Source organism: Pantoea sp. PGP6, from assembly GCF_053474785.1.
Genome location: NZ_JBQBMA010000001.1, coordinates 453,406 through 469,926, shown reverse-complemented (window position 1 = coordinate 469,926; position 16,521 = coordinate 453,406). Strand labels below are relative to the sequence as shown.

General features: G+C 51.1%; 33 protein-coding genes. 1 reads left to right on the top strand and 32 read right to left on the bottom strand.

Features of this window, described 5'->3' with window-relative positions; translation table 11 throughout:
- Positions 1 to 93 precede the first annotated feature (93 nt).
- Positions 94 to 504, top strand: a complete 411-nt coding sequence (gene mscL / locus ACLIBF_RS02265) for a large-conductance mechanosensitive channel protein MscL (protein ID WP_031376667.1) — start codon at positions 94 to 96, stop codon at positions 502 to 504.
- On the opposite strand, the gene ACLIBF_RS02260 is transcribed toward mscL, so the two are convergent.
- The 32 genes from ACLIBF_RS02260 to rplC all read right to left on the bottom strand — a co-directional run bounded on the left by ACLIBF_RS02260 (position 440) and on the right by rplC (position 16,518).
- A complete protein-coding gene (locus tag ACLIBF_RS02260; protein ID WP_072051056.1) occupies positions 440 to 739 on the bottom strand; it encodes an alternative ribosome-rescue factor A in 300 nt (99 codons plus the stop codon). The two genes, mscL and ACLIBF_RS02260, sit on opposite strands and share 65 nt — an antisense overlap.
- A gap of 59 nt (positions 740 to 798) precedes the next feature.
- On the bottom strand, positions 799 to 1,215 hold the full coding sequence (zntR, locus tag ACLIBF_RS02255; RefSeq protein WP_031376668.1) for a Zn(2+)-responsive transcriptional regulator: 417 nt from the start codon (positions 1,213 to 1,215) through the stop codon (positions 799 to 801).
- Entirely contained in the window at positions 1,216 to 1,587 is a 372-nt protein-coding gene (locus ACLIBF_RS02250) for a DnaJ family domain-containing protein (RefSeq protein WP_069729817.1), read from the bottom strand.
- A gap of 97 nt (positions 1,588 to 1,684) precedes the next feature.
- Positions 1,685 to 2,071, bottom strand: coding sequence for a 50S ribosomal protein L17 (gene rplQ / locus ACLIBF_RS02245; RefSeq protein WP_009087575.1), 387 nt, complete (start codon positions 2,069 to 2,071; stop codon positions 1,685 to 1,687).
- A gap of 40 nt (positions 2,072 to 2,111) precedes the next feature.
- Positions 2,112 to 3,101: a DNA-directed RNA polymerase subunit alpha gene (locus ACLIBF_RS02240; RefSeq protein WP_003850179.1), complete on the bottom strand. Its 990-nt coding sequence runs from the start codon at positions 3,099 to 3,101 to the stop codon at positions 2,112 to 2,114.
- A 25-nt stretch (positions 3,102 to 3,126) separates the two neighbouring features.
- Entirely contained in the window at positions 3,127 to 3,747 is a 621-nt protein-coding gene (rpsD, locus tag ACLIBF_RS02235; RefSeq protein WP_008927131.1) for a 30S ribosomal protein S4, read from the bottom strand.
- A gap of 32 nt (positions 3,748 to 3,779) precedes the next feature.
- Positions 3,780 to 4,169 (bottom strand): 30S ribosomal protein S11, encoded by a 390-nt coding sequence (gene rpsK, locus ACLIBF_RS02230; protein WP_004160563.1) that lies wholly within the window; start codon positions 4,167 to 4,169, stop codon positions 3,780 to 3,782.
- A gap of 16 nt (positions 4,170 to 4,185) precedes the next feature.
- The gene (gene rpsM, locus ACLIBF_RS02225; RefSeq protein ID WP_003850176.1) at positions 4,186 to 4,542 is read right to left on the bottom strand and encodes a 30S ribosomal protein S13; all 357 of its coding nucleotides are present in this window, start codon (positions 4,540 to 4,542) and stop codon (positions 4,186 to 4,188) included.
- Positions 4,543 to 4,688: 146 nt separating this feature from the next.
- A complete protein-coding gene (gene rpmJ, locus ACLIBF_RS02220) occupies positions 4,689 to 4,805 on the bottom strand; it encodes a 50S ribosomal protein L36 (RefSeq protein ID WP_004160566.1) in 117 nt (38 codons plus the stop codon).
- 32 nt (positions 4,806 to 4,837) lie between these two features.
- Complete coding sequence (gene secY, locus ACLIBF_RS02215; protein WP_003850175.1) at positions 4,838 to 6,169, bottom strand: preprotein translocase subunit SecY; 1,332 nt, start codon at positions 6,167 to 6,169, stop codon at positions 4,838 to 4,840.
- A gap of 7 nt (positions 6,170 to 6,176) precedes the next feature.
- On the bottom strand, positions 6,177 to 6,611 hold the full coding sequence (gene rplO, locus ACLIBF_RS02210) for a 50S ribosomal protein L15 (protein WP_031376671.1): 435 nt from the start codon (positions 6,609 to 6,611) through the stop codon (positions 6,177 to 6,179).
- A 3-nt stretch (positions 6,612 to 6,614) separates the two neighbouring features.
- A complete protein-coding gene (gene rpmD / locus ACLIBF_RS02205; protein WP_031376672.1) occupies positions 6,615 to 6,794 on the bottom strand; it encodes a 50S ribosomal protein L30 in 180 nt (59 codons plus the stop codon).
- 5 nt (positions 6,795 to 6,799) lie between these two features.
- A complete protein-coding gene (gene rpsE / locus ACLIBF_RS02200) occupies positions 6,800 to 7,300 on the bottom strand; it encodes a 30S ribosomal protein S5 (RefSeq protein ID WP_003850164.1) in 501 nt (166 codons plus the stop codon).
- Positions 7,301 to 7,314: 14 nt separating this feature from the next.
- The gene (gene rplR / locus ACLIBF_RS02195) at positions 7,315 to 7,668 is read right to left on the bottom strand and encodes a 50S ribosomal protein L18 (protein ID WP_031376674.1); all 354 of its coding nucleotides are present in this window, start codon (positions 7,666 to 7,668) and stop codon (positions 7,315 to 7,317) included.
- A gap of 9 nt (positions 7,669 to 7,677) precedes the next feature.
- Positions 7,678 to 8,211, bottom strand: coding sequence for a 50S ribosomal protein L6 (gene rplF, locus ACLIBF_RS02190; protein WP_003850161.1), 534 nt, complete (start codon positions 8,209 to 8,211; stop codon positions 7,678 to 7,680).
- A gap of 12 nt (positions 8,212 to 8,223) precedes the next feature.
- Entirely contained in the window at positions 8,224 to 8,616 is a 393-nt protein-coding gene (gene rpsH, locus ACLIBF_RS02185; protein WP_031376675.1) for a 30S ribosomal protein S8, read from the bottom strand.
- A 32-nt stretch (positions 8,617 to 8,648) separates the two neighbouring features.
- Positions 8,649 to 8,954 carry a 30S ribosomal protein S14 gene (gene rpsN, locus ACLIBF_RS02180; RefSeq protein ID WP_010618564.1) on the bottom strand — a complete coding sequence of 102 codons (306 nt, stop codon included), beginning with the start codon at positions 8,952 to 8,954 and terminating at the stop codon, positions 8,649 to 8,651.
- A 14-nt stretch (positions 8,955 to 8,968) separates the two neighbouring features.
- Positions 8,969 to 9,508 (bottom strand): 50S ribosomal protein L5, encoded by a 540-nt coding sequence (gene rplE, locus ACLIBF_RS02175; RefSeq protein ID WP_031376676.1) that lies wholly within the window; start codon positions 9,506 to 9,508, stop codon positions 8,969 to 8,971.
- A gap of 14 nt (positions 9,509 to 9,522) precedes the next feature.
- Positions 9,523 to 9,837 (bottom strand): 50S ribosomal protein L24, encoded by a 315-nt coding sequence (gene rplX, locus ACLIBF_RS02170; RefSeq protein WP_003850150.1) that lies wholly within the window; start codon positions 9,835 to 9,837, stop codon positions 9,523 to 9,525.
- 10 nt (positions 9,838 to 9,847) lie between these two features.
- Entirely contained in the window at positions 9,848 to 10,219 is a 372-nt protein-coding gene (gene rplN, locus ACLIBF_RS02165; protein WP_006120590.1) for a 50S ribosomal protein L14, read from the bottom strand.
- Positions 10,220 to 10,543: 324 nt separating this feature from the next.
- Positions 10,544 to 11,128, bottom strand: coding sequence for an amidohydrolase family protein (locus ACLIBF_RS02160; protein WP_240493227.1), 585 nt, complete (start codon positions 11,126 to 11,128; stop codon positions 10,544 to 10,546).
- A 204-nt stretch (positions 11,129 to 11,332) separates the two neighbouring features.
- Complete coding sequence (locus ACLIBF_RS02155; RefSeq protein WP_227021932.1) at positions 11,333 to 11,506, bottom strand: hypothetical protein; 174 nt, start codon at positions 11,504 to 11,506, stop codon at positions 11,333 to 11,335.
- A gap of 403 nt (positions 11,507 to 11,909) precedes the next feature.
- The gene (gene rpsQ / locus ACLIBF_RS02150) at positions 11,910 to 12,164 is read right to left on the bottom strand and encodes a 30S ribosomal protein S17 (RefSeq protein WP_003850147.1); all 255 of its coding nucleotides are present in this window, start codon (positions 12,162 to 12,164) and stop codon (positions 11,910 to 11,912) included.
- Positions 12,164 to 12,355 (bottom strand): 50S ribosomal protein L29, encoded by a 192-nt coding sequence (rpmC, locus tag ACLIBF_RS02145; protein ID WP_003850146.1) that lies wholly within the window; start codon positions 12,353 to 12,355, stop codon positions 12,164 to 12,166. The genes rpsQ and rpmC overlap by 1 nt, the downstream gene beginning before the upstream one ends.
- Positions 12,355 to 12,765, bottom strand: coding sequence for a 50S ribosomal protein L16 (rplP, locus tag ACLIBF_RS02140; RefSeq protein ID WP_008927134.1), 411 nt, complete (start codon positions 12,763 to 12,765; stop codon positions 12,355 to 12,357). Before rplP ends, rpmC begins: the two co-directional genes overlap by 1 nt.
- 12 nt (positions 12,766 to 12,777) lie before the next feature.
- Positions 12,778 to 13,476: a 30S ribosomal protein S3 gene (gene rpsC / locus ACLIBF_RS02135; RefSeq protein ID WP_009087585.1), complete on the bottom strand. Its 699-nt coding sequence runs from the start codon at positions 13,474 to 13,476 to the stop codon at positions 12,778 to 12,780.
- Positions 13,477 to 13,493: 17 nt separating this feature from the next.
- Positions 13,494 to 13,826 carry a 50S ribosomal protein L22 gene (gene rplV, locus ACLIBF_RS02130; protein ID WP_046289651.1) on the bottom strand — a complete coding sequence of 111 codons (333 nt, stop codon included), beginning with the start codon at positions 13,824 to 13,826 and terminating at the stop codon, positions 13,494 to 13,496.
- A 13-nt stretch (positions 13,827 to 13,839) separates the two neighbouring features.
- Positions 13,840 to 14,118: a 30S ribosomal protein S19 gene (gene rpsS, locus ACLIBF_RS02125; protein ID WP_001138115.1), complete on the bottom strand. Its 279-nt coding sequence runs from the start codon at positions 14,116 to 14,118 to the stop codon at positions 13,840 to 13,842.
- 16 nt (positions 14,119 to 14,134) lie between these two features.
- Positions 14,135 to 14,956, bottom strand: coding sequence for a 50S ribosomal protein L2 (gene rplB, locus ACLIBF_RS02120; RefSeq protein ID WP_031377829.1), 822 nt, complete (start codon positions 14,954 to 14,956; stop codon positions 14,135 to 14,137).
- 17 nt (positions 14,957 to 14,973) lie between these two features.
- Positions 14,974 to 15,276, bottom strand: a complete 303-nt coding sequence (gene rplW / locus ACLIBF_RS02115; RefSeq protein WP_031377828.1) for a 50S ribosomal protein L23 — start codon at positions 15,274 to 15,276, stop codon at positions 14,974 to 14,976.
- Positions 15,273 to 15,878, bottom strand: a complete 606-nt coding sequence (rplD, locus tag ACLIBF_RS02110; RefSeq protein ID WP_003850711.1) for a 50S ribosomal protein L4 — start codon at positions 15,876 to 15,878, stop codon at positions 15,273 to 15,275. Before rplD ends, rplW begins: the two co-directional genes overlap by 4 nt.
- Before the next feature lie 10 nt (positions 15,879 to 15,888).
- Entirely contained in the window at positions 15,889 to 16,518 is a 630-nt protein-coding gene (gene rplC, locus ACLIBF_RS02105) for a 50S ribosomal protein L3 (protein WP_003850712.1), read from the bottom strand.
- Between the last annotated feature and the right edge of the window lie 3 nt (positions 16,519 to 16,521).

Here is a 16,521-nt window from a genome sequence, read left to right as displayed (position 1 = left end):
CAGCGGGAAACTGCCGCATAATTCCATGGGATGATGGCAAAAACAGCAGGGTTTGTTAGACTTTAGGGCATTGGCCAGGGCAAGGAGATAAGTATGAGTTTATTCAAAGAGTTTCGTGATTTTGCAATGCGCGGTAACGTGGTGGATCTGGCGGTGGGTGTGATCATCGGCGCCGCGTTTGGCAAGATCGTGTCATCATTAGTCGCCAACATTATTATGCCGCCGTTGGGTCTGCTGATTGGTGGTGTCGACTTCAAATCGTTTAGCTGGGTGCTTAAGCCTGCGGTCGGTGACACGCCTGCCGTTGTGATGCAGTACGGTGTGTTTCTGCAGACCATCTTCGACTTCGTAATCATCGCTTTTGCCATTTTCATGGCGATCAAACTGATGAACCGTCTCTATACTAAAAAAGAAGTCGAGAAGCCGGCTGCCAAGCCCTCTAATGAAGAAGTCCTGCTGACAGAAATTCGTGATTTGCTGAAGCAGCAAAATACCCGGGTTTAAAAAATAAGCCGCCTGCCGGGCGGTTTTTTTTCGCTCTGAAAGCAGAAGGCCAGTGATAAGATGCTGTCTTATCACTGGCCTCCCAGTTCTGTCCCTTAACATGTTTATCTTTGCGCTTAAAACTCCCCTTCCCTTTTTGCTTCTGTTCAATGCGCTGCCGGAATAGTGGGTCATGTAACAGTGCTTCAATCGCATTGTCGCGAATCTGCCCTTTGGTATGCTGATATTTACTCATGGTTCCTCCTGTTGGAATCGCGAGATACTTTATTCCTTTGGCTGAAAAAAACAATATCTCTAACTGCTCAGACTCTCACCTCGTTCGAGGGCTTCAAGAATTGAGCACGAAACGCTACTGTGACTGTCACCACAGCAGGCATCCGACAGATGCTGGAGCGATCGCTGCATGGTTTCCAGCTCAGCAATCATCTGCGCGACCTCATTGAGGCGTTTTTCAACAATCGACTTCGACTCCTGGCAGGTGTGATGTGCCGGATCGACGCGGATTGAAAGCAACTCCCGGATAGCTTCAAGGCTGAAACCGAGTTTACGACCGTAGCGGATAAACTTCAGGCGTTGCAGATCGCTTTCACTGTATAAACGAAAACCCCCTTCGGTACGTCCGTCATGATCCATCATCTGCTGTTTCTCATAGAAACGGATGGTATCTGGCGTGACGTCGGCGAGTTTTGCCAACTGACCAATCCTGAACATCTACTTCTCCTGATTGAAACGTTGCTGAAGAGCGGCGGCATAGTCGCCATGCAGAAAATCGGTGCGCATGCCGGCTTGCTGAAGCCTGAGCTCCAGAACGTTAAGGCGGCGACACTGATCCTGATAACGCGGATCGGCGGGATCGAGCTGACGTAGCAGATCGTTAACTTCGATCGCTTCACGACGCAGTTCAAGTTCGGGCGGCAGGAAACCGGCGTTCTTTAGCAGCCGATAGCCGGCGCGAAGTTCAGGTGGTACATGACTGTCATCATCAAGCTGAAGCGGCTTGCCTTCACCAGGCAGTTGACTCAGCTCGCCCTTTTCCAGCGCGGCTTTAATGTGTTGTTCTGCAAGTTGATCAACCAGCCACATCGTAAACTCCTCAGCTCAGCGAATTACTCAGCCCTAAAGGTAGTAAATTTTGGGCAATAAAAAACCCGCCGAAGCGGGTTTTTTACTTTACTACAGATTACTCTGCAGCTGCTTCTGCTTGAGCTTCTGGACGATCAACCAGCTCGATGTATGCCATCGGAGCGTTGTCACCAGCGCGGAAGCCACACTTCAGAATGCGAGTGTAACCACCGGCACGGCTCGCGAAACGCGGGCCAAGCTCATTAAACAGTTTTGCCACGATCTCGTTATCACGAGTGCGGGCGAATGCCAGACGACGATTAGCTACGTTGTCGGTCTTGGCAAGAGTAATCAGCGGCTCAACTACGCGGCGCAACTCTTTGGCTTTCGGCAGAGTCGTCTTGATGATCTCATGACGAACCAGAGAGCCAGCCATGTTACGGAACATAGCCTGACGATGGCTGCTGTTGCGGTTCAGTTGACGACCACTCTTACGATGGCGCATGACCTTATCCTTCTCAGTGAAACCTTAACCTGTGATCGGGTTATTCATCAGCAATGCTTGCCGGCGGCCAGTTCTCAAGGCGCATGCCCAGAGAAAGTCCACGTGAGGCGAGCACATCTTTAATCTCAGTAAGAGATTTTTTACCCAGGTTAGGCGTTTTAAGCAGCTCAACCTCGGTACGCTGTACCAGATCACCGATGTAGTGGATAGCTTCTGCCTTAAGGCAGTTAGCAGAGCGGACAGTCAATTCCAGATCGTCAACAGGGCGCAGCAGGATCGGATCGAATTCTGGTTTCTCTTCTTTAACTTCCGGCTGACGTACATCACGTAAGTCAACGAAAGCTTCAAGTTGTTCTGCCAGAATGGTTGCCGCACGACGAATCGCCTCTTCAGGATCGATTGTACCGTTGGTTTCCATTTCGATGACCAGCTTATCCAGGTCGGTGCGCTGTTCGACGCGCGCTGCTTCAACATTGTAGGCAATACGGTCTACAGGGCTGTAGCAAGCGTCAACCAACAGGCGGCCGATTGGGCGCTCATCTTCTTCCGAATGAATTCGGGCAGAAGCCGGCACATAACCACGACCACGCTGAACTTTGATACGCATGCTGATAGCGGCGTTCTCATCGGTCAGATGGCAGATCACGTGCTGAGGCTTGACGATTTCGACATCACCATCATGGGTAATGTCGGCTGCAGTCACAGGGCCAATGCCAGATTTATTCAGGGTCAGAATGACTTCATCTTTACCCTGAACTCTTACCGCCAGCCCTTTCAGGTTGAGCAGGATTTCCAGGATATCTTCCTGTACGCCCTCTTTGGTGCTGTACTCATGTAGTACACCATCAATTTCAACCTCGGTCACCGCGCAACCCGGCATGGAAGAAAGCAGAATACGGCGCAGTGCGTTACCAAGAGTATGGCCAAAGCCACGCTCTAAAGGCTCAAGGGTCACCTTGGCGTGCGTCGAACTCACTTGCTCGATATCTACCAGGCGCGGTTTTAGAAACTCTGTCACAGAACCCTGCATTGTGTCCTCTCTTTGGTACTAAGCTTTACTTAGAGTAAAGCTCGACGATCAGGTGTTCGTTAATGTCCGCAGACAGATCAGTACGCTCAGGAATACGCTTGAACACACCTTCCATCTTAGTCGCATCAACTTCCAGCCAGGTTGGCTTTTCACGCTGCTCAGCCAGCTCCAGAGCGGCCTTCACGCGAGATTGCTTTTTGGCTTTCTCACGGATGCTAACGACATCATTCGGAGATACCTGATAAGAAGCGATGTTAACAACGCGGCCATTTACCAGAACAGACTTATGGCTCACCAGCTGACGTGCTTCCGCACGAGTGGCACCAAAGCCCATACGATAAACTACGTTGTCCAGACGGCCTTCCAGCAGAGCCAACAGGTTTTCACCGGTGTTGCCTTTCAGACGTGCTGCTTCTTTATAGTAGTTACGGAACTGACGCTCGAGCACGCCGTAGATACGACGAACTTTCTGCTTCTCACGTAACTGACCGCCGTAATCAGACAGACGCGGTTTACGCGCACCATGCTGACCAGGCGCTTGTTCGATCTTACACTTGGAATCAATCGCGCGAACGCCAGACTTAAGGAATAAGTCAGTGCCCTCACGACGGCTCAGCTTGAGCTTAGGACCCAAATATCTTGCCATTTTCTTTCTCCAACTATCCTAAAAAACGGGCGTTATACGCGACGTTTTTTCGGCGGACGACAACCGTTATGAGGGATCGGAGTCACATCAGTAATATTAGTGATGCGGAAACCAGCGGCGTTCAGTGCACGAATTGTTGATTCGCGACCCGGACCCGGACCCTTAACCATAACTTCCAGGTTCTTAATACCGTAATCTTTTACCGCTTCTGCACAGCGCTCTGCAGCGACCTGAGCAGCAAACGGAGTGGATTTACGTGAACCGCGGAAACCGGAACCACCGGCGGTTGCCCAACCCAGTGCGTTACCCTGACGATCAGTAATAGTAACGATGGTGTTGTTAAAAGAAGCATGGACATGAGCCACGCCATCTGAGACTTGTTTTCTTACACGCTTACGTGCACGAACTGGTGCCTTTGCCATTATTTACTCACCCCGATTATTTCTTGATCGGTTTACGCGGACCCTTACGGGTACGTGCGTTGGTCTTAGTACGCTGACCGCGAACCGGAAGACCACGACGATGGCGCAAACCACGGTAGCAACCAAGGTCCATAAGACGCTTGATGCTCAGGGTGATTTCACGGCGCAGATCACCTTCTACAACGAATTTCGCAACTGCATCACGCAGCTGATCAATTTGTTCTTCAGACAGCTCACTGATCTTAACATTTTCAGCAATACCCGTTGAAGCGCAGATGGCTTTAGAACGAGTTTTACCGATACCGAAGATCGAAGTTAATGCGATAACGGTATGTTTTTGATCAGGAATGTTAATGCCTGCTATACGGGCCACTATGCACTCCTATAATTAAATAAGCACGTCCCATGCTGAAAAGCCCGTTTTCAGGATACTCAAATGGAAACGCACTGACATACAAAAGATTGGCTGGCTAATCTAGCCAGCTCAACCCGACTTTGCAAGAAAAATATGTGACAAAATCAGCCTTGGCGCTGTTTATGCTTTGGCTCGGCGCTGCAGATCACACGGACGACACCGTCGCGACGAATGATTTTGCAGTTACGACATAATTTCTTGACGGAAGCACGAACTTTCATTTTTACTCTCCGTAACTTCTCAACCACCTGAATTAACGGCCGTAGCCCTTCAGGTTAGCTTTTTTCAATGCCGACTCGTACTGACTTGACATCATCAGAGTTTGCACTTGAGCCATAAAGTCCATGATGACGACCACTACGATGAGCAGTGAAGTACCGCCAAAGTAGAAGGGAACCTTCATCGCATCACGCATGAACTCCGGGATAAGGCAGATAAAAGTGATGTACAGCGCACCAATTAAGGTTAACCGCGTCATAACTTTATCGATGTACTTCGCCGTTTGCTCTCCCGGACGAATTCCCGGTACGAATGCACCAGACTTCTTCAGGTTATCTGCTGTTTCACGTGGGTTGAAAACCAACGCCGTATAGAAGAAACAGAAGAAGATGATTGCAGTCGCATAGAGTAGCACATAAAGCGGCTGTCCTGGCTGCAAATACAGCGAAATTGTTGTCAGCCAGTTCCAACCGGTACCGCCCCCGAACCACGATGCAATCGTTGCCGGGAACAGAATAATGCTGGAAGCAAAAATAGCCGGGATTACGCCCGCCATGTTCACTTTCAACGGTAAATGTGTGCTCTGTGCAGCGTAGACACGACGACCTTGCTGACGTTTTGCATAGTTCACCACAATGCGGCGTTGACCACGTTCAACGAAAATAACAAAGAAGGTCACGGCGAATACGAGTACTGCAACCAACAGCAACAGAAGGAAGTGCAGGTCACCTTGCCGCGCTTGCTCGATGGTATGGCCAATGGCCGGCGGGAGACCCGCAACAATACCTGCGAAGATAATGATCGAAATACCGTTACCGATACCGCGTTCAGTAATCTGTTCGCCCAGCCACATCAGGAACATTGTCCCTGAGACCAGACTGACAACAGCGGTAAAGTAGAAAGCAAAGCCTGGATTCATCACCAGGCCCTGCATTCCTGGCATATTCGGCAGACCGGTAGCAATACCGATCGACTGGAATATGGCCAATACCAACGTACCGTATCGGGTGTACTGGCTAATCTTACGACGGCCAGCCTCCCCTTCTTTCTTAATTTCCGCTAACGCTGGATGAACCACCGTTAATAACTGGATGATAATCGATGCCGAAATATACGGCATGATACCCAGTGCGAAAATAGAAGCACGGCTGAGAGCACCACCAGAGAACATGTTAAACATTTCAATGATGGTGCCACGCTGTTGTTCAAGCAGTTTGGCAAGTACAGTGGCATCAATACCAGGGATCGGAATGAAAGAGCCAATACGGAAGACAATCAGTGCACCGATTACAAACAGCAGTCTGCGTTTCAGTTCACCAAAGCCGCCTTTGGCGCTTTGAAAATCTAACCCCGGTTGTTTAGCCATCTGCTACTTATTCCTCAATTTTACCGCCAGCAGCTTCGATTGCAGCACGAGCACCTTTGGTGACACGCAGGCCGCGAACCGTTACCGGTGCAGAAACTTCACCAGAAAGAATTACTTTAACGAATTCAATCTGGACACCGATAATGTTGGCCGCTTTCAGCGTATTCAGGTCTACGATACCGCCTTCAACTTTCGCCAGATCAGACAGACGAATCTCTGTGGTGATCATTGATTTGCGAGAGGTGAAACCGAATTTCGGCAGACGACGATACAGAGGCATCTGACCGCCCTCGAAACCGCGACGTACGCCACCGCCAGAACGTGAGTTCTGACCTTTGTGACCACGACCACCGGTTTTACCGAGACCAGAACCGATACCACGACCCAGACGCTTGCTCGCGTGCTTAGACCCTTCGGCCGGAGACAGAGTATTTAGACGCATCTCTTACTCCTCCACTTTAACCATATAGGAAACCGCGTTAACCATACCGCGTACTGCAGGCGTATCTTCACGCTCAACGGTGTGGCCAATACGACGCAGACCCAGGCCAACCAGAGTGGCTTTATGCTTAGGCAAACGGCCAATAGCACTGCGGGTTTGAGTGATTTTAATAGTCTTAGCCATCGTGATTACCCCAGAATTTCTTCAACGGATTTACCACGCTTAGCAGCGACCATTTCCGGAGATTTCATATTGCCCAGGCCGTCGATAGTTGCACGAACCACGTTAATCGGGTTGGTGGAACCATAGGCTTTTGCCAGAACGTTATGAACTCCAGCGACTTCCAGGACGGCGCGCATTGCACCACCGGCAATAATACCGGTACCTTCAGAAGCCGGCTGCATGAACACGCGGGAACCCGTGTGTGCACCTTTTACTGGGTGCTGCAGGGTGCCGTTGGTCAGCGCGACGTTAACCATGTTGCGACGGGCTTTCTCCATCGCTTTCTGGATCGCTGCTGGAACTTCACGCGCTTTACCGTAACCAAAACCAACGCGACCGTTACCATCGCCTACCACAGTCAGTGCTGTGAAGGAGAAAATACGACCACCTTTAACAGTTTTAGATACACGGTTTACCGCGATCAGTTTTTCCTGCAGTTCGCCAGCTTGTTTCTCGATGTGTGCCATCTTAGACCTCTACCTTAGAACTGAAGGCCAGCTTCACGGGCAGCATCTGCCAGTGCCTGGACGCGACCATGATATTGGAAACCGGAACGGTCGAAAGAAACACCAGTGATGCCTTTTTCGATTGCGCGTTCTGCAATAACTTTACCTACTGCAGCTGCGGCTTCTTTATTACCGGTATACTTCAGTTGTTCAGTGATAGCTTTTTCTACTGTAGAAGCAGCGACCAGAACTTCGGAACCGTTCGGGGCGATTACCTGTGCGTAAATATGACGCGGGGTACGATGTACCACCAGGCGAGTAGCACCCAGCTCTTTGAGCTTGCGACGTGCACGGGTCGCACGACGGATACGAGCAGATTTCTTATCCATAGTGTTACCTTACTTCTTCTTAGCCTCTTTGGTACGCACGACTTCGTCGGCGTAACGGACACCCTTGCCTTTATAAGGCTCAGGACGACGGTAGGCGCGCAAGTCAGCTGCAACCTGGCCGATCAGCTGTTTATCAGCGCCTTTCAGCACGATTTCAGTCTGAGTCGGACACTCTGCAGTGATACCCGCGGGCAGCTGGTGATCGACTGGATGAGAAAAGCCCAGAGACAGGTTTACCACGTCGCCTTTAACGGCTGCACGATAACCTACACCAACCAGCTGCAGCTTCTTAGTGAAGCCTTCGGTAACACCGATAACCATTGCGTTCAGCAGCGCGCGAGAAGTACCCGCCTGCGCCCAGCCGTCAACGAAACCTTCGCGCGGAGCGAAAGTCAGAGCGTTGTCAGCATGCTTAACTTCAACAGCATCATTGATAGTACGAGTCAGCTCGCCGTTTTTACCTTTAATCGAAATTACCTGACCGTTGAGTTTTACCTCTACGCCGGCAGGAACAACGACAGGTGCTTTAGCAACACGAGACATAGTATCCTCCGATTACGCTACGTAGCAGATAATTTCGCCACCAAGACCTGCCTGGCGCGCTGCACGATCAGTCATGACACCTTTAGATGTAGAAACTACAGCGATGCCCATACCAGCCATTACCTTTGGCAGCTCATCTTTTTTCTTATAGATGCGCAGACCAGGACGGCTTACTCGCTGAATGCTTTCCACAACCGCTTTGCCCTGGAAATACTTAAGAGTCAGTTCCAGTTCCAGCTTGGTGTCGCCTTCGATTTTGAAATCTTCAATATATCCTTCTTCCTTCAGAACGTTGGCAATTGCCAATTTCAGCTTGGAGGAAGGCATGGTGACCGCAACTTTGTTCGCGGCCTGACCGTTACGGATACGGGTCAGCATATCCGCGATCGGATCTTGCATGCTCATCTGTGTTACTCCCGTGATTCAATTGGTGACAATTACCAGCTAGCCTTCTTCAGGCCCGGGATTTCACCGCGCATGGCGGCTTCGCGGACCTTGATACGGCTCAACCCAAACTTCCGCAGGAAACCGTGCGGACGACCTGTTTGACGGCAGCGGTTACGCTGACGTGAAGGGCTGGAATCACGCGGCAGACTCTGCAGCTTCAGAACGGCATTCCAACGATCTTCGTCGGAAGCGTTCACATCAGAAATGATCGCTTTCAGTTCAGCGCGTTTTGCGAAGAATTTGTCTGCTAATTTCACACGCTTAACTTCGCGTGCTTTCATAGATTGCTTAGCCATTAAGTAACCCTACCTTACTTACGGAACGGGAAGTCAAAGGCAGCCAGCAGAGCACGGCCTTCATCATCAGATTTCGCAGTAGTGGTAATGGTAATATCCAAACCACGAACGCGATCGACTTTGTCGTAGTCGATTTCTGGGAAGATGATCTGCTCACGTACACCCATGCTGTAGTTGCCACGACCATCGAATGACTTAGCGGACAAGCCACGGAAGTCACGGATACGTGGAACAGCAATGGTGATCAGACGCTCAAAGAACTCCCACATGCGTTCGCCACGCAGAGTTACTTTACAGCCGATCGGATAGCCCTGACGGATTTTGAAGCCTGCAACTGATTTGCGTGCTTTGGTGACCAGCGGTTTTTGACCGGAGATTGCTGCCAGGTCAGCTGCTGCGTTATCCAGCAGTTTCTTGTCAGCGATCGCTTCACCAACACCCATGTTCAGGGTGATCTTCTCGACCCGAGGGACTTGCATGACAGAATTGTAGCCAAACTCTGTCATGAGTTTCTGGACTACTTCGTCTTTGTAGTAATCATGCAGTTTCGCCATCGTACTACTCCAAATTACTTGATAGTTTCGCTGTTAGACTTGAAGAAACGGACTTTTTTGCCGTCTTCGAATCTAAAGCCTACACGGTCAGCCTTACCAGTTGCCGCATTGAACAGTGCAACGTTAGAAACCTGAATTGCAGCTTCTTTTTCAACGATGCCACCTGGTTGGTTCAGAGCCGGAACCGGCTTCTGATGTTTCTTCACCAGGTTGATACCTTCAACGATGACCTTACCAGAAGACAGGACATTCTTAACTTTACCGCGCTTACCTTTATCTTTACCGGTTAACACGATAACTTCGTCGTTACGACGGATTTTAGCTGCCATTGTTCGCTCCTTAGAGTACTTCTGGTGCCAGAGAGATAATTTTCATGAACTTTTCAGTACGAAGTTCACGAGTTACCGGCCCAAAAATACGCGTACCGATAGGCTGCTCACTGTTATTGTTTAAAATAACGCATGCATTACCATCGAAGCGAATGACAGAACCGTCCGGGCGACGAACACCCTTCCTGGTGCGCACCACTACCGCCTTCAGGACATCACCTTTTTTGACTTTACCACGAGGAATTGCTTCCTTGATGGTAACTTTGATGATGTCACCGACGCCTGCGTAGCGACGGTGCGAGCCACCCAGAACCTTGATACACATTACGCGACGTGCACCGGAGTTGTCGGCGACGTTCAGCATAGTCTGTTCTTGGATCATTTTAGTGCTCCGCTAATGTCAACTACTACTTCGGGACCTAAACCTCAGGTCGTTAGAAAGCCCCATAATTGAGGGCGCGGCATTGTAACACCGGTTCTCACAGATGGGTAGAAAAAATAAACGGCTCTCAATCGAGCCGCTGATTTTCCCTGATGACAGGGAGGGCGTATTCTAGGGAATAGTGCGAACAGTAGCAAATGTAATCTGCCTTATTTTTCGTCGCTTCTGTAATAAAGTGTCCGATTGGCCCCTTTCACCCGTTTAGTGGCCAGTTGGTTATGCTGGCGCGGCGGTGCTGGCAGTTCAATTCCGCTCAGTTGACCGTTACGTACCCTGAGCTGTTGATGCTGTTGTATGCCGCCGGCCCCGAATCAGAGAACATCTGCGGCGAAACCGATCGTGCCCTGCCCCGTCCAGCCCTACCCGGCCCAGGTCAAAAACCGCCAGTTCGGCCATCATGCCGGGAGCAATTATTGCCTCATCATCACGTTTAAGCACTTTCCCGCCTCTCAGCATTGCCAGTTCAGGCACCTGACGCGCCGTCAGCGCATCGGGACCCAACCCCAGCCGTTGCAGCAGCATCGCCTGACGCGCTTCTGATGTCATGTCTGCGCTGACATTAGAGGCAGAGTCCTCGACGCCAAACCCGACGGGGGCAACGGCGTCGCACATATGGCGCAACGGGGCGATACCCGAGTCAGGCAGCATGCTGGCGCAGGGACAATGCGCGCTACTCGTCCCGCTATCGGCGAACAGCTCAATGCCTGAGGGAGCCAGCTTAACGTGGTGTGCATGCCAGACGTCAGGATCTACCCAGCCGAGGACCTCCAGGTACTGTGCCGGCATCATATTGAATTTCTCTCGGCAATAACGGATATCGTTACCATTTTCCGCCAGATGAATATACACCGAGACACCGTACTGACGGCCAGCGGTGCAGACAGCTTTATCAACTCACGACTGACAGAAACTGGCGAACATGGCGCCACCACCGCATTATCCCATGACAGGCGTCGCGATAACGCGCTATTCCCCGTTAGGTAGCGGTTAACATCGTCGCCTCATCCTCCACCAGACTGTCGGGCGTCAGGCCACCGCGCGGCTGCCCCACACTCACACTGCCGCCACTGGCATGGAAATTATTCCCTTTACGGTGGCCGCCTCAATGCGTTCATCAAGCTGGTAGTCGTTGGGATCGTGATACCGATGATCGCTGGTGGTGGTACAGCCTGTTAGCATCAACTCTTCTATCGATATCTGGGTTGAGATGTGTAACCTGTCTGGCATCGGATCCTGCCACAGCGGATAACGTTGCATCAGTCAGTAGAACAGCGCACCGTTTACACCACGGAGTGGTACACATTACGGCGTTCTTTGCATGCTATCACCGGCGGGTTACCCCTGAGGGGCAGATGTTGATAGCGGCAGGCCAATCGTCAGCAGCGCAGCTTGCAGCGACGGTGCCGGGCGAGGTTTTGGCTTCTCTTCACGACTCGTGCGCTAGCCACATGTAACCCGCCTTTTCCAGCCCGCAGTTGTTAAACCACCCTGACCAAACGCCACAGCCAGTCCACCGCACAGCTGATCCTCATCGAGGATGTGCCGTTGATGTAAGGATCGCTATCCGCTCCACAGGCAAAAAAAAACCCCCTGCCGAAGCAGAGGGTTTTCTCAGAAAAAACCATTCTTATTACAGAACAGCTTTCTCAATTACGCGAACCAGGGTCCAGGATTTAGTCTTGGACAGTGGACGGCATTCGCGGATTTCTACGACGTCGCCAATTCCACATTCATTGTTCTCGTCATGGATGTGCAGCTTAGTCGTACGTTTGATGAATTTGCCGTAGATCGGGTGTTTCACGAAACGTTCGATAGCAACAACTGCAGATTTCTGCATTTTGTCACTTACTACACGACCCTGCAGAGTACGGATTTTATCGGTCATTACGAACCCGCCTTCTCAGTCAGTAAAGTCTTAACGCGTGCAACATCACGGCGCACTTGCTTCAGCAGATGGGTCTGCTGCAGTTGGCCAGATGCTGCCTGCATGCGCAGGTTAAATTGCTCACGCAGCAGATTAAGCAGCTCAGTGTTCAGCTCTTCAACGCTTTTTTCACGCAGCTCTGTTGCTTTCATTACATCACCGTCTTAGTTACAAAGGTGGTTTTGATAGGCAGTTTTGCTGCTGCCAGCTTGAATGCTTCACGGGCCAGCTCTTCTGGTACGCCGTCCATTTCATACAGGACTTTACCAGGCTGGATCAGGGCAACCCAATACTCCACGTTACCCTTACCTTTACCCATACGCACTTCCAGCGGCTTCTCGGTGATCGGTTTGTCCGGGAATACTCGGATCCAGATCTTACCTTGACGCTTAACTGCACGGGTCATAGCACGACGTGCTGCTTCGATCTGACGAGCAGTCAGACGACCACGGCCAACAGCTTTCAGACCGAAAGTACCGAAGCTGACATCCGTACCCGCAGCCAGACCGCGGTTACGGCCTTTGTGCACTTTACGGAATTTCGTACGCTTTGGTTGTAACATCAGCGACTCTCCTTACTTACGGCCTTTACGCTGCTGCTTTTTAGGTTGAGCAGCCGGTTCCGGTTGTTCAACAGCAGCCATACCACCCAGGATCTCACCTTTGAAGATCCATACCTTAACGCCGATTACACCATAAGTGGTGTGGGCTTCAGAGGTGTTGTAGTCAATGTCAGCACGCAGAGTGTGCAACGGCACGCGACCTTCACGATACCATTCGGTACGTGCGATCTCGGCGCCGCCCAGACGGCCGCTAACTTCAACTTTAATCCCCTTCGCGCCCAGACGCATGGCGTTCTGAACCGCACGCTTCATAGCACGACGGAACATCACACGACGCTCCAGCTGTGAAGTGATGCTGTCAGCTACCAGTTTCGCGTCCAGTTCCGGCTTACGGACTTCAGCGATATTAATCTGTGCAGGAACGCCAGCGATGTTCGCGACGACCGTGCGCAGTTTTTCTACGTCTTCACCTTTCTTACCGATCACGATGCCCGGACGAGCAGTGTGAATAGTCACACGGATGCTCTTCGCTGGACGCTCGATAACGATACGAGATACAGACGCTTTAGCCAGTTCTTTTGTCAGGAACTGACGTACTTTAAAGTCGCTGTCCAGGTTGTCAGCGAATTCTTTGGTGTTCGCAAACCAGGTAGAGTTCCATGGTTTTACAATACCCAGGCGAATACCATTAGGATGTACTTTCTGACCCATTGCTAGTCTCCAGAGTCTCAGCGATCGGACACAACCACAGTAATGTGGCTGGTGCGCTTCAGGATGCGATCTGCACGACCTTTGGCACGCGGCATAATGCGTTTCATGGTCGGACCTTCATCTACGAAAATTTTCGTGATTTTCAGATCGTCGATATCAGCGCCATCGTTGTGTTCGGCGTTAGCAATGGCAGATTCCAGGACTTTCTTAACCAGTACAGCCGCTTTCTTGTTGGTGTAGGTTAAAATATCCAGAGCCTGCGACACTTTCTTACCGCGAATCAGGTCCGCCACCAGGCGTACCTTCTGAGCAGAAGAACGAGCATGGCGATGTTGAGCAATAGTTTCCATCTCTTCCTCCTACTTATTTCTTCTTGGCTTTTTTATCAGCCGCGTGACCGCGATAAGTACGTGTCGGCGCGAATTCACCCAGTTTGTGACCAACCATTTCGTCGGAAACAAAGACAGGAACGTGCTGACGACCATTATGGACAGCGATGGTCAAACCGATCATGTTAGGAAAGATCGTTGAACGACGGGACCAAGTGCGCAAAGGCTTCTTGTCACCGCTTTCCACCGCTTTCTCTACCTTCTTCAGCAAGTGCAGGTCAATAAAAGGACCTTTCTTGAGAGAACGTGGCATGGCTTATCCTCTAATATTATTTGCTACGGCGACGTACGATAAATTTATCAGTACGCTTGTTGCTACGGGTCTTCTTACCTTTGGTCTGAACGCCCCACGGAGTTACCGGGTGCTTACCAAAGTTACGACCTTCACCACCACCGTGCGGGTGATCAACTGGGTTCATCGCGGTACCACGAACGGTCGGACGAACACCACGCCAACGGGCTGCACCAGCTTTACCCAGAACGCGCAGCATATGCTCAGCGTTGCCGACTTCGCCCAGTGTTGCGCGGCAGTCAGATTCGACTTTACGCATTTCACCAGAACGCAGACGCAGGGTAACGTAAGAACCTTCACGCGCAACGATCTGCACGTAAGCACCGGCTGAGCGAGCAATCTGACCGCCTTTGCCTGGTTTCATTTCTACGTTATGCACGGTAGAACCCACCGGGATGTTACGCATCGGCAGAGTGTTACCTGCTTTGATCGCAGCATCAACGCCAGATTGGATCTGGTCGCCGGCTTTCAGGCCTTTAGGGGCCAGGATATAACGGCGCTCGCCGTCTTTGTACAGAACCAGTGCGATGTTCGCAGAGCGGTTCGGATCGTACTCAAGACGTTCAACAACTGCCGGGATACCATCTTTGTTGCGTTTGAAATCAACCAGACGGTAAGCCTGCTTATGACCACCACCGATGTGACGGGTAGTGATGCGACCGTTGTTGTTGCGGCCACCGGATTTGCTGTTTTTTTCCAGCAATGGAGCAAACGGCTTGCCCTTGTGCAGCTCTGGGTTCACCACTTTTACGACGTGGCGACGACCCGGAGATGTCGGTTTACATTTAACAACTGCCATTGTCTTTCTCCTCCGACTTACTCAGCGCCGCCGACGAAGTCCAGATTCTGGCCTTCCTTCAGGGTGACGTAAGCTTTTTTCCAGTCGCTACGACGACCGATACGCTGTCCGTGACGCTTAACTTTACCCTTAACTACCAGGGTGTTTACGTCTTTCACTTCTACTTCGAACAGTTTCTCAACAGCAGCAACGATCTCTGCTTTGGTCGCGTCATTAGCTACTTTGAGTACGATGGTATTGGTTTTTTCCATCGCGCTAGATGCCTTTTCAGATACGTGCGGCGCGCGCAGTACTTTCAGCAGACGTTCTTCACGGATCATGCCAGCATCTCCTCAACTTGCTTAACTGCATCAGCAGTCATAACGACTTTGTCGAAGGCGATCAGGCTAACTGGGTCGATACCTGATGCATCACGCACGTCAACCTTGTACAGGTTACGCGCAGCCAGGAACAGATTCTCATCCAGTTCGCCAGTGATGATCAGCACGTCTTCCAGCGCCATGTCTTTCAGTTTCTGTACCAGCAGCTTGGTTTTCGGTGCTTCTACAGCGAATGATTCGACAACGATCAGACGATCTTGACGTACCAGTTCGGACAGGATGCTTTTCAGCGCGCCGCGGTACATCTTTTTGTTAACTTTTTGACTGTGGTCCTGCGGCTTCGCAGCAAAGGTCACGCCACCTGAACGCCAGATTGGGCTCTTTACAGAACCTGCACGCGCACGGCCGGTGCCTTTTTGACGCCATGGCTTTTTGCCTGAACCGGTTACTTCTGCACGCGTTTTCTGCGCACGAGTACCCTGGCGGGCGCCAGATGCGTAAGCAACAACAACCTGGTGAACCAGCGCTTCGTTGAAATCACGACCGAAGGTAGTTTCGGAAACAGTCAGCGCGCTCTGCGCGTCTTTCAATACTAATTCCATTGCTATCCCCTTACGCCTTCACAGCTGGTTTAACGATCAGGTCGCTACCGGTTGCACCCGGGACAGCACCTTTAACCAGCAGCAGGTTGCGCTCAGCGTCAACACGTACTACGTCCAGACTCTGAACGGTTACGCGCTCATTACCCAGCTGACCTGCCATTTTCTTGCCTTTGAACACTTTGCCCGGAGTCTGGTTCTGACCGATTGAACCCGGAACGCGGTGAGACAAGGAGTTACCGTGAGTCGCGTCCTGGGTACGGAAGTTCCAGCGCTTAACGGTACCGGCGAAACCTTTACCTTTAGAGGTACCGGTTACGTCAACTTTTTTAACTTCAGCGAAAATCTCAACGCTGATGCTCTGACCTACAGAGTATTCTTCACCTTCAGCGGTGCGGAATTCCCACAGGCCACGGCCAGCTTCAACGCCAGCTTTAGCAAAATGACCAGCTTCAGGTTTGGTCACACGGTTTGCTTTTTTAGCACCGGTGGTAACCTGAATTGCCTGGTAACCATCGTTTTCCAGGCCTTTGACCTGAGTAACGCGGTTCGCTTCAACTTCGATTACGGTGACGGGGATAGAAACGCCATCTTCAGTGAAGATGCGGGTCATGCCCACTTTTTTACCGACTAAACCAATCATTGT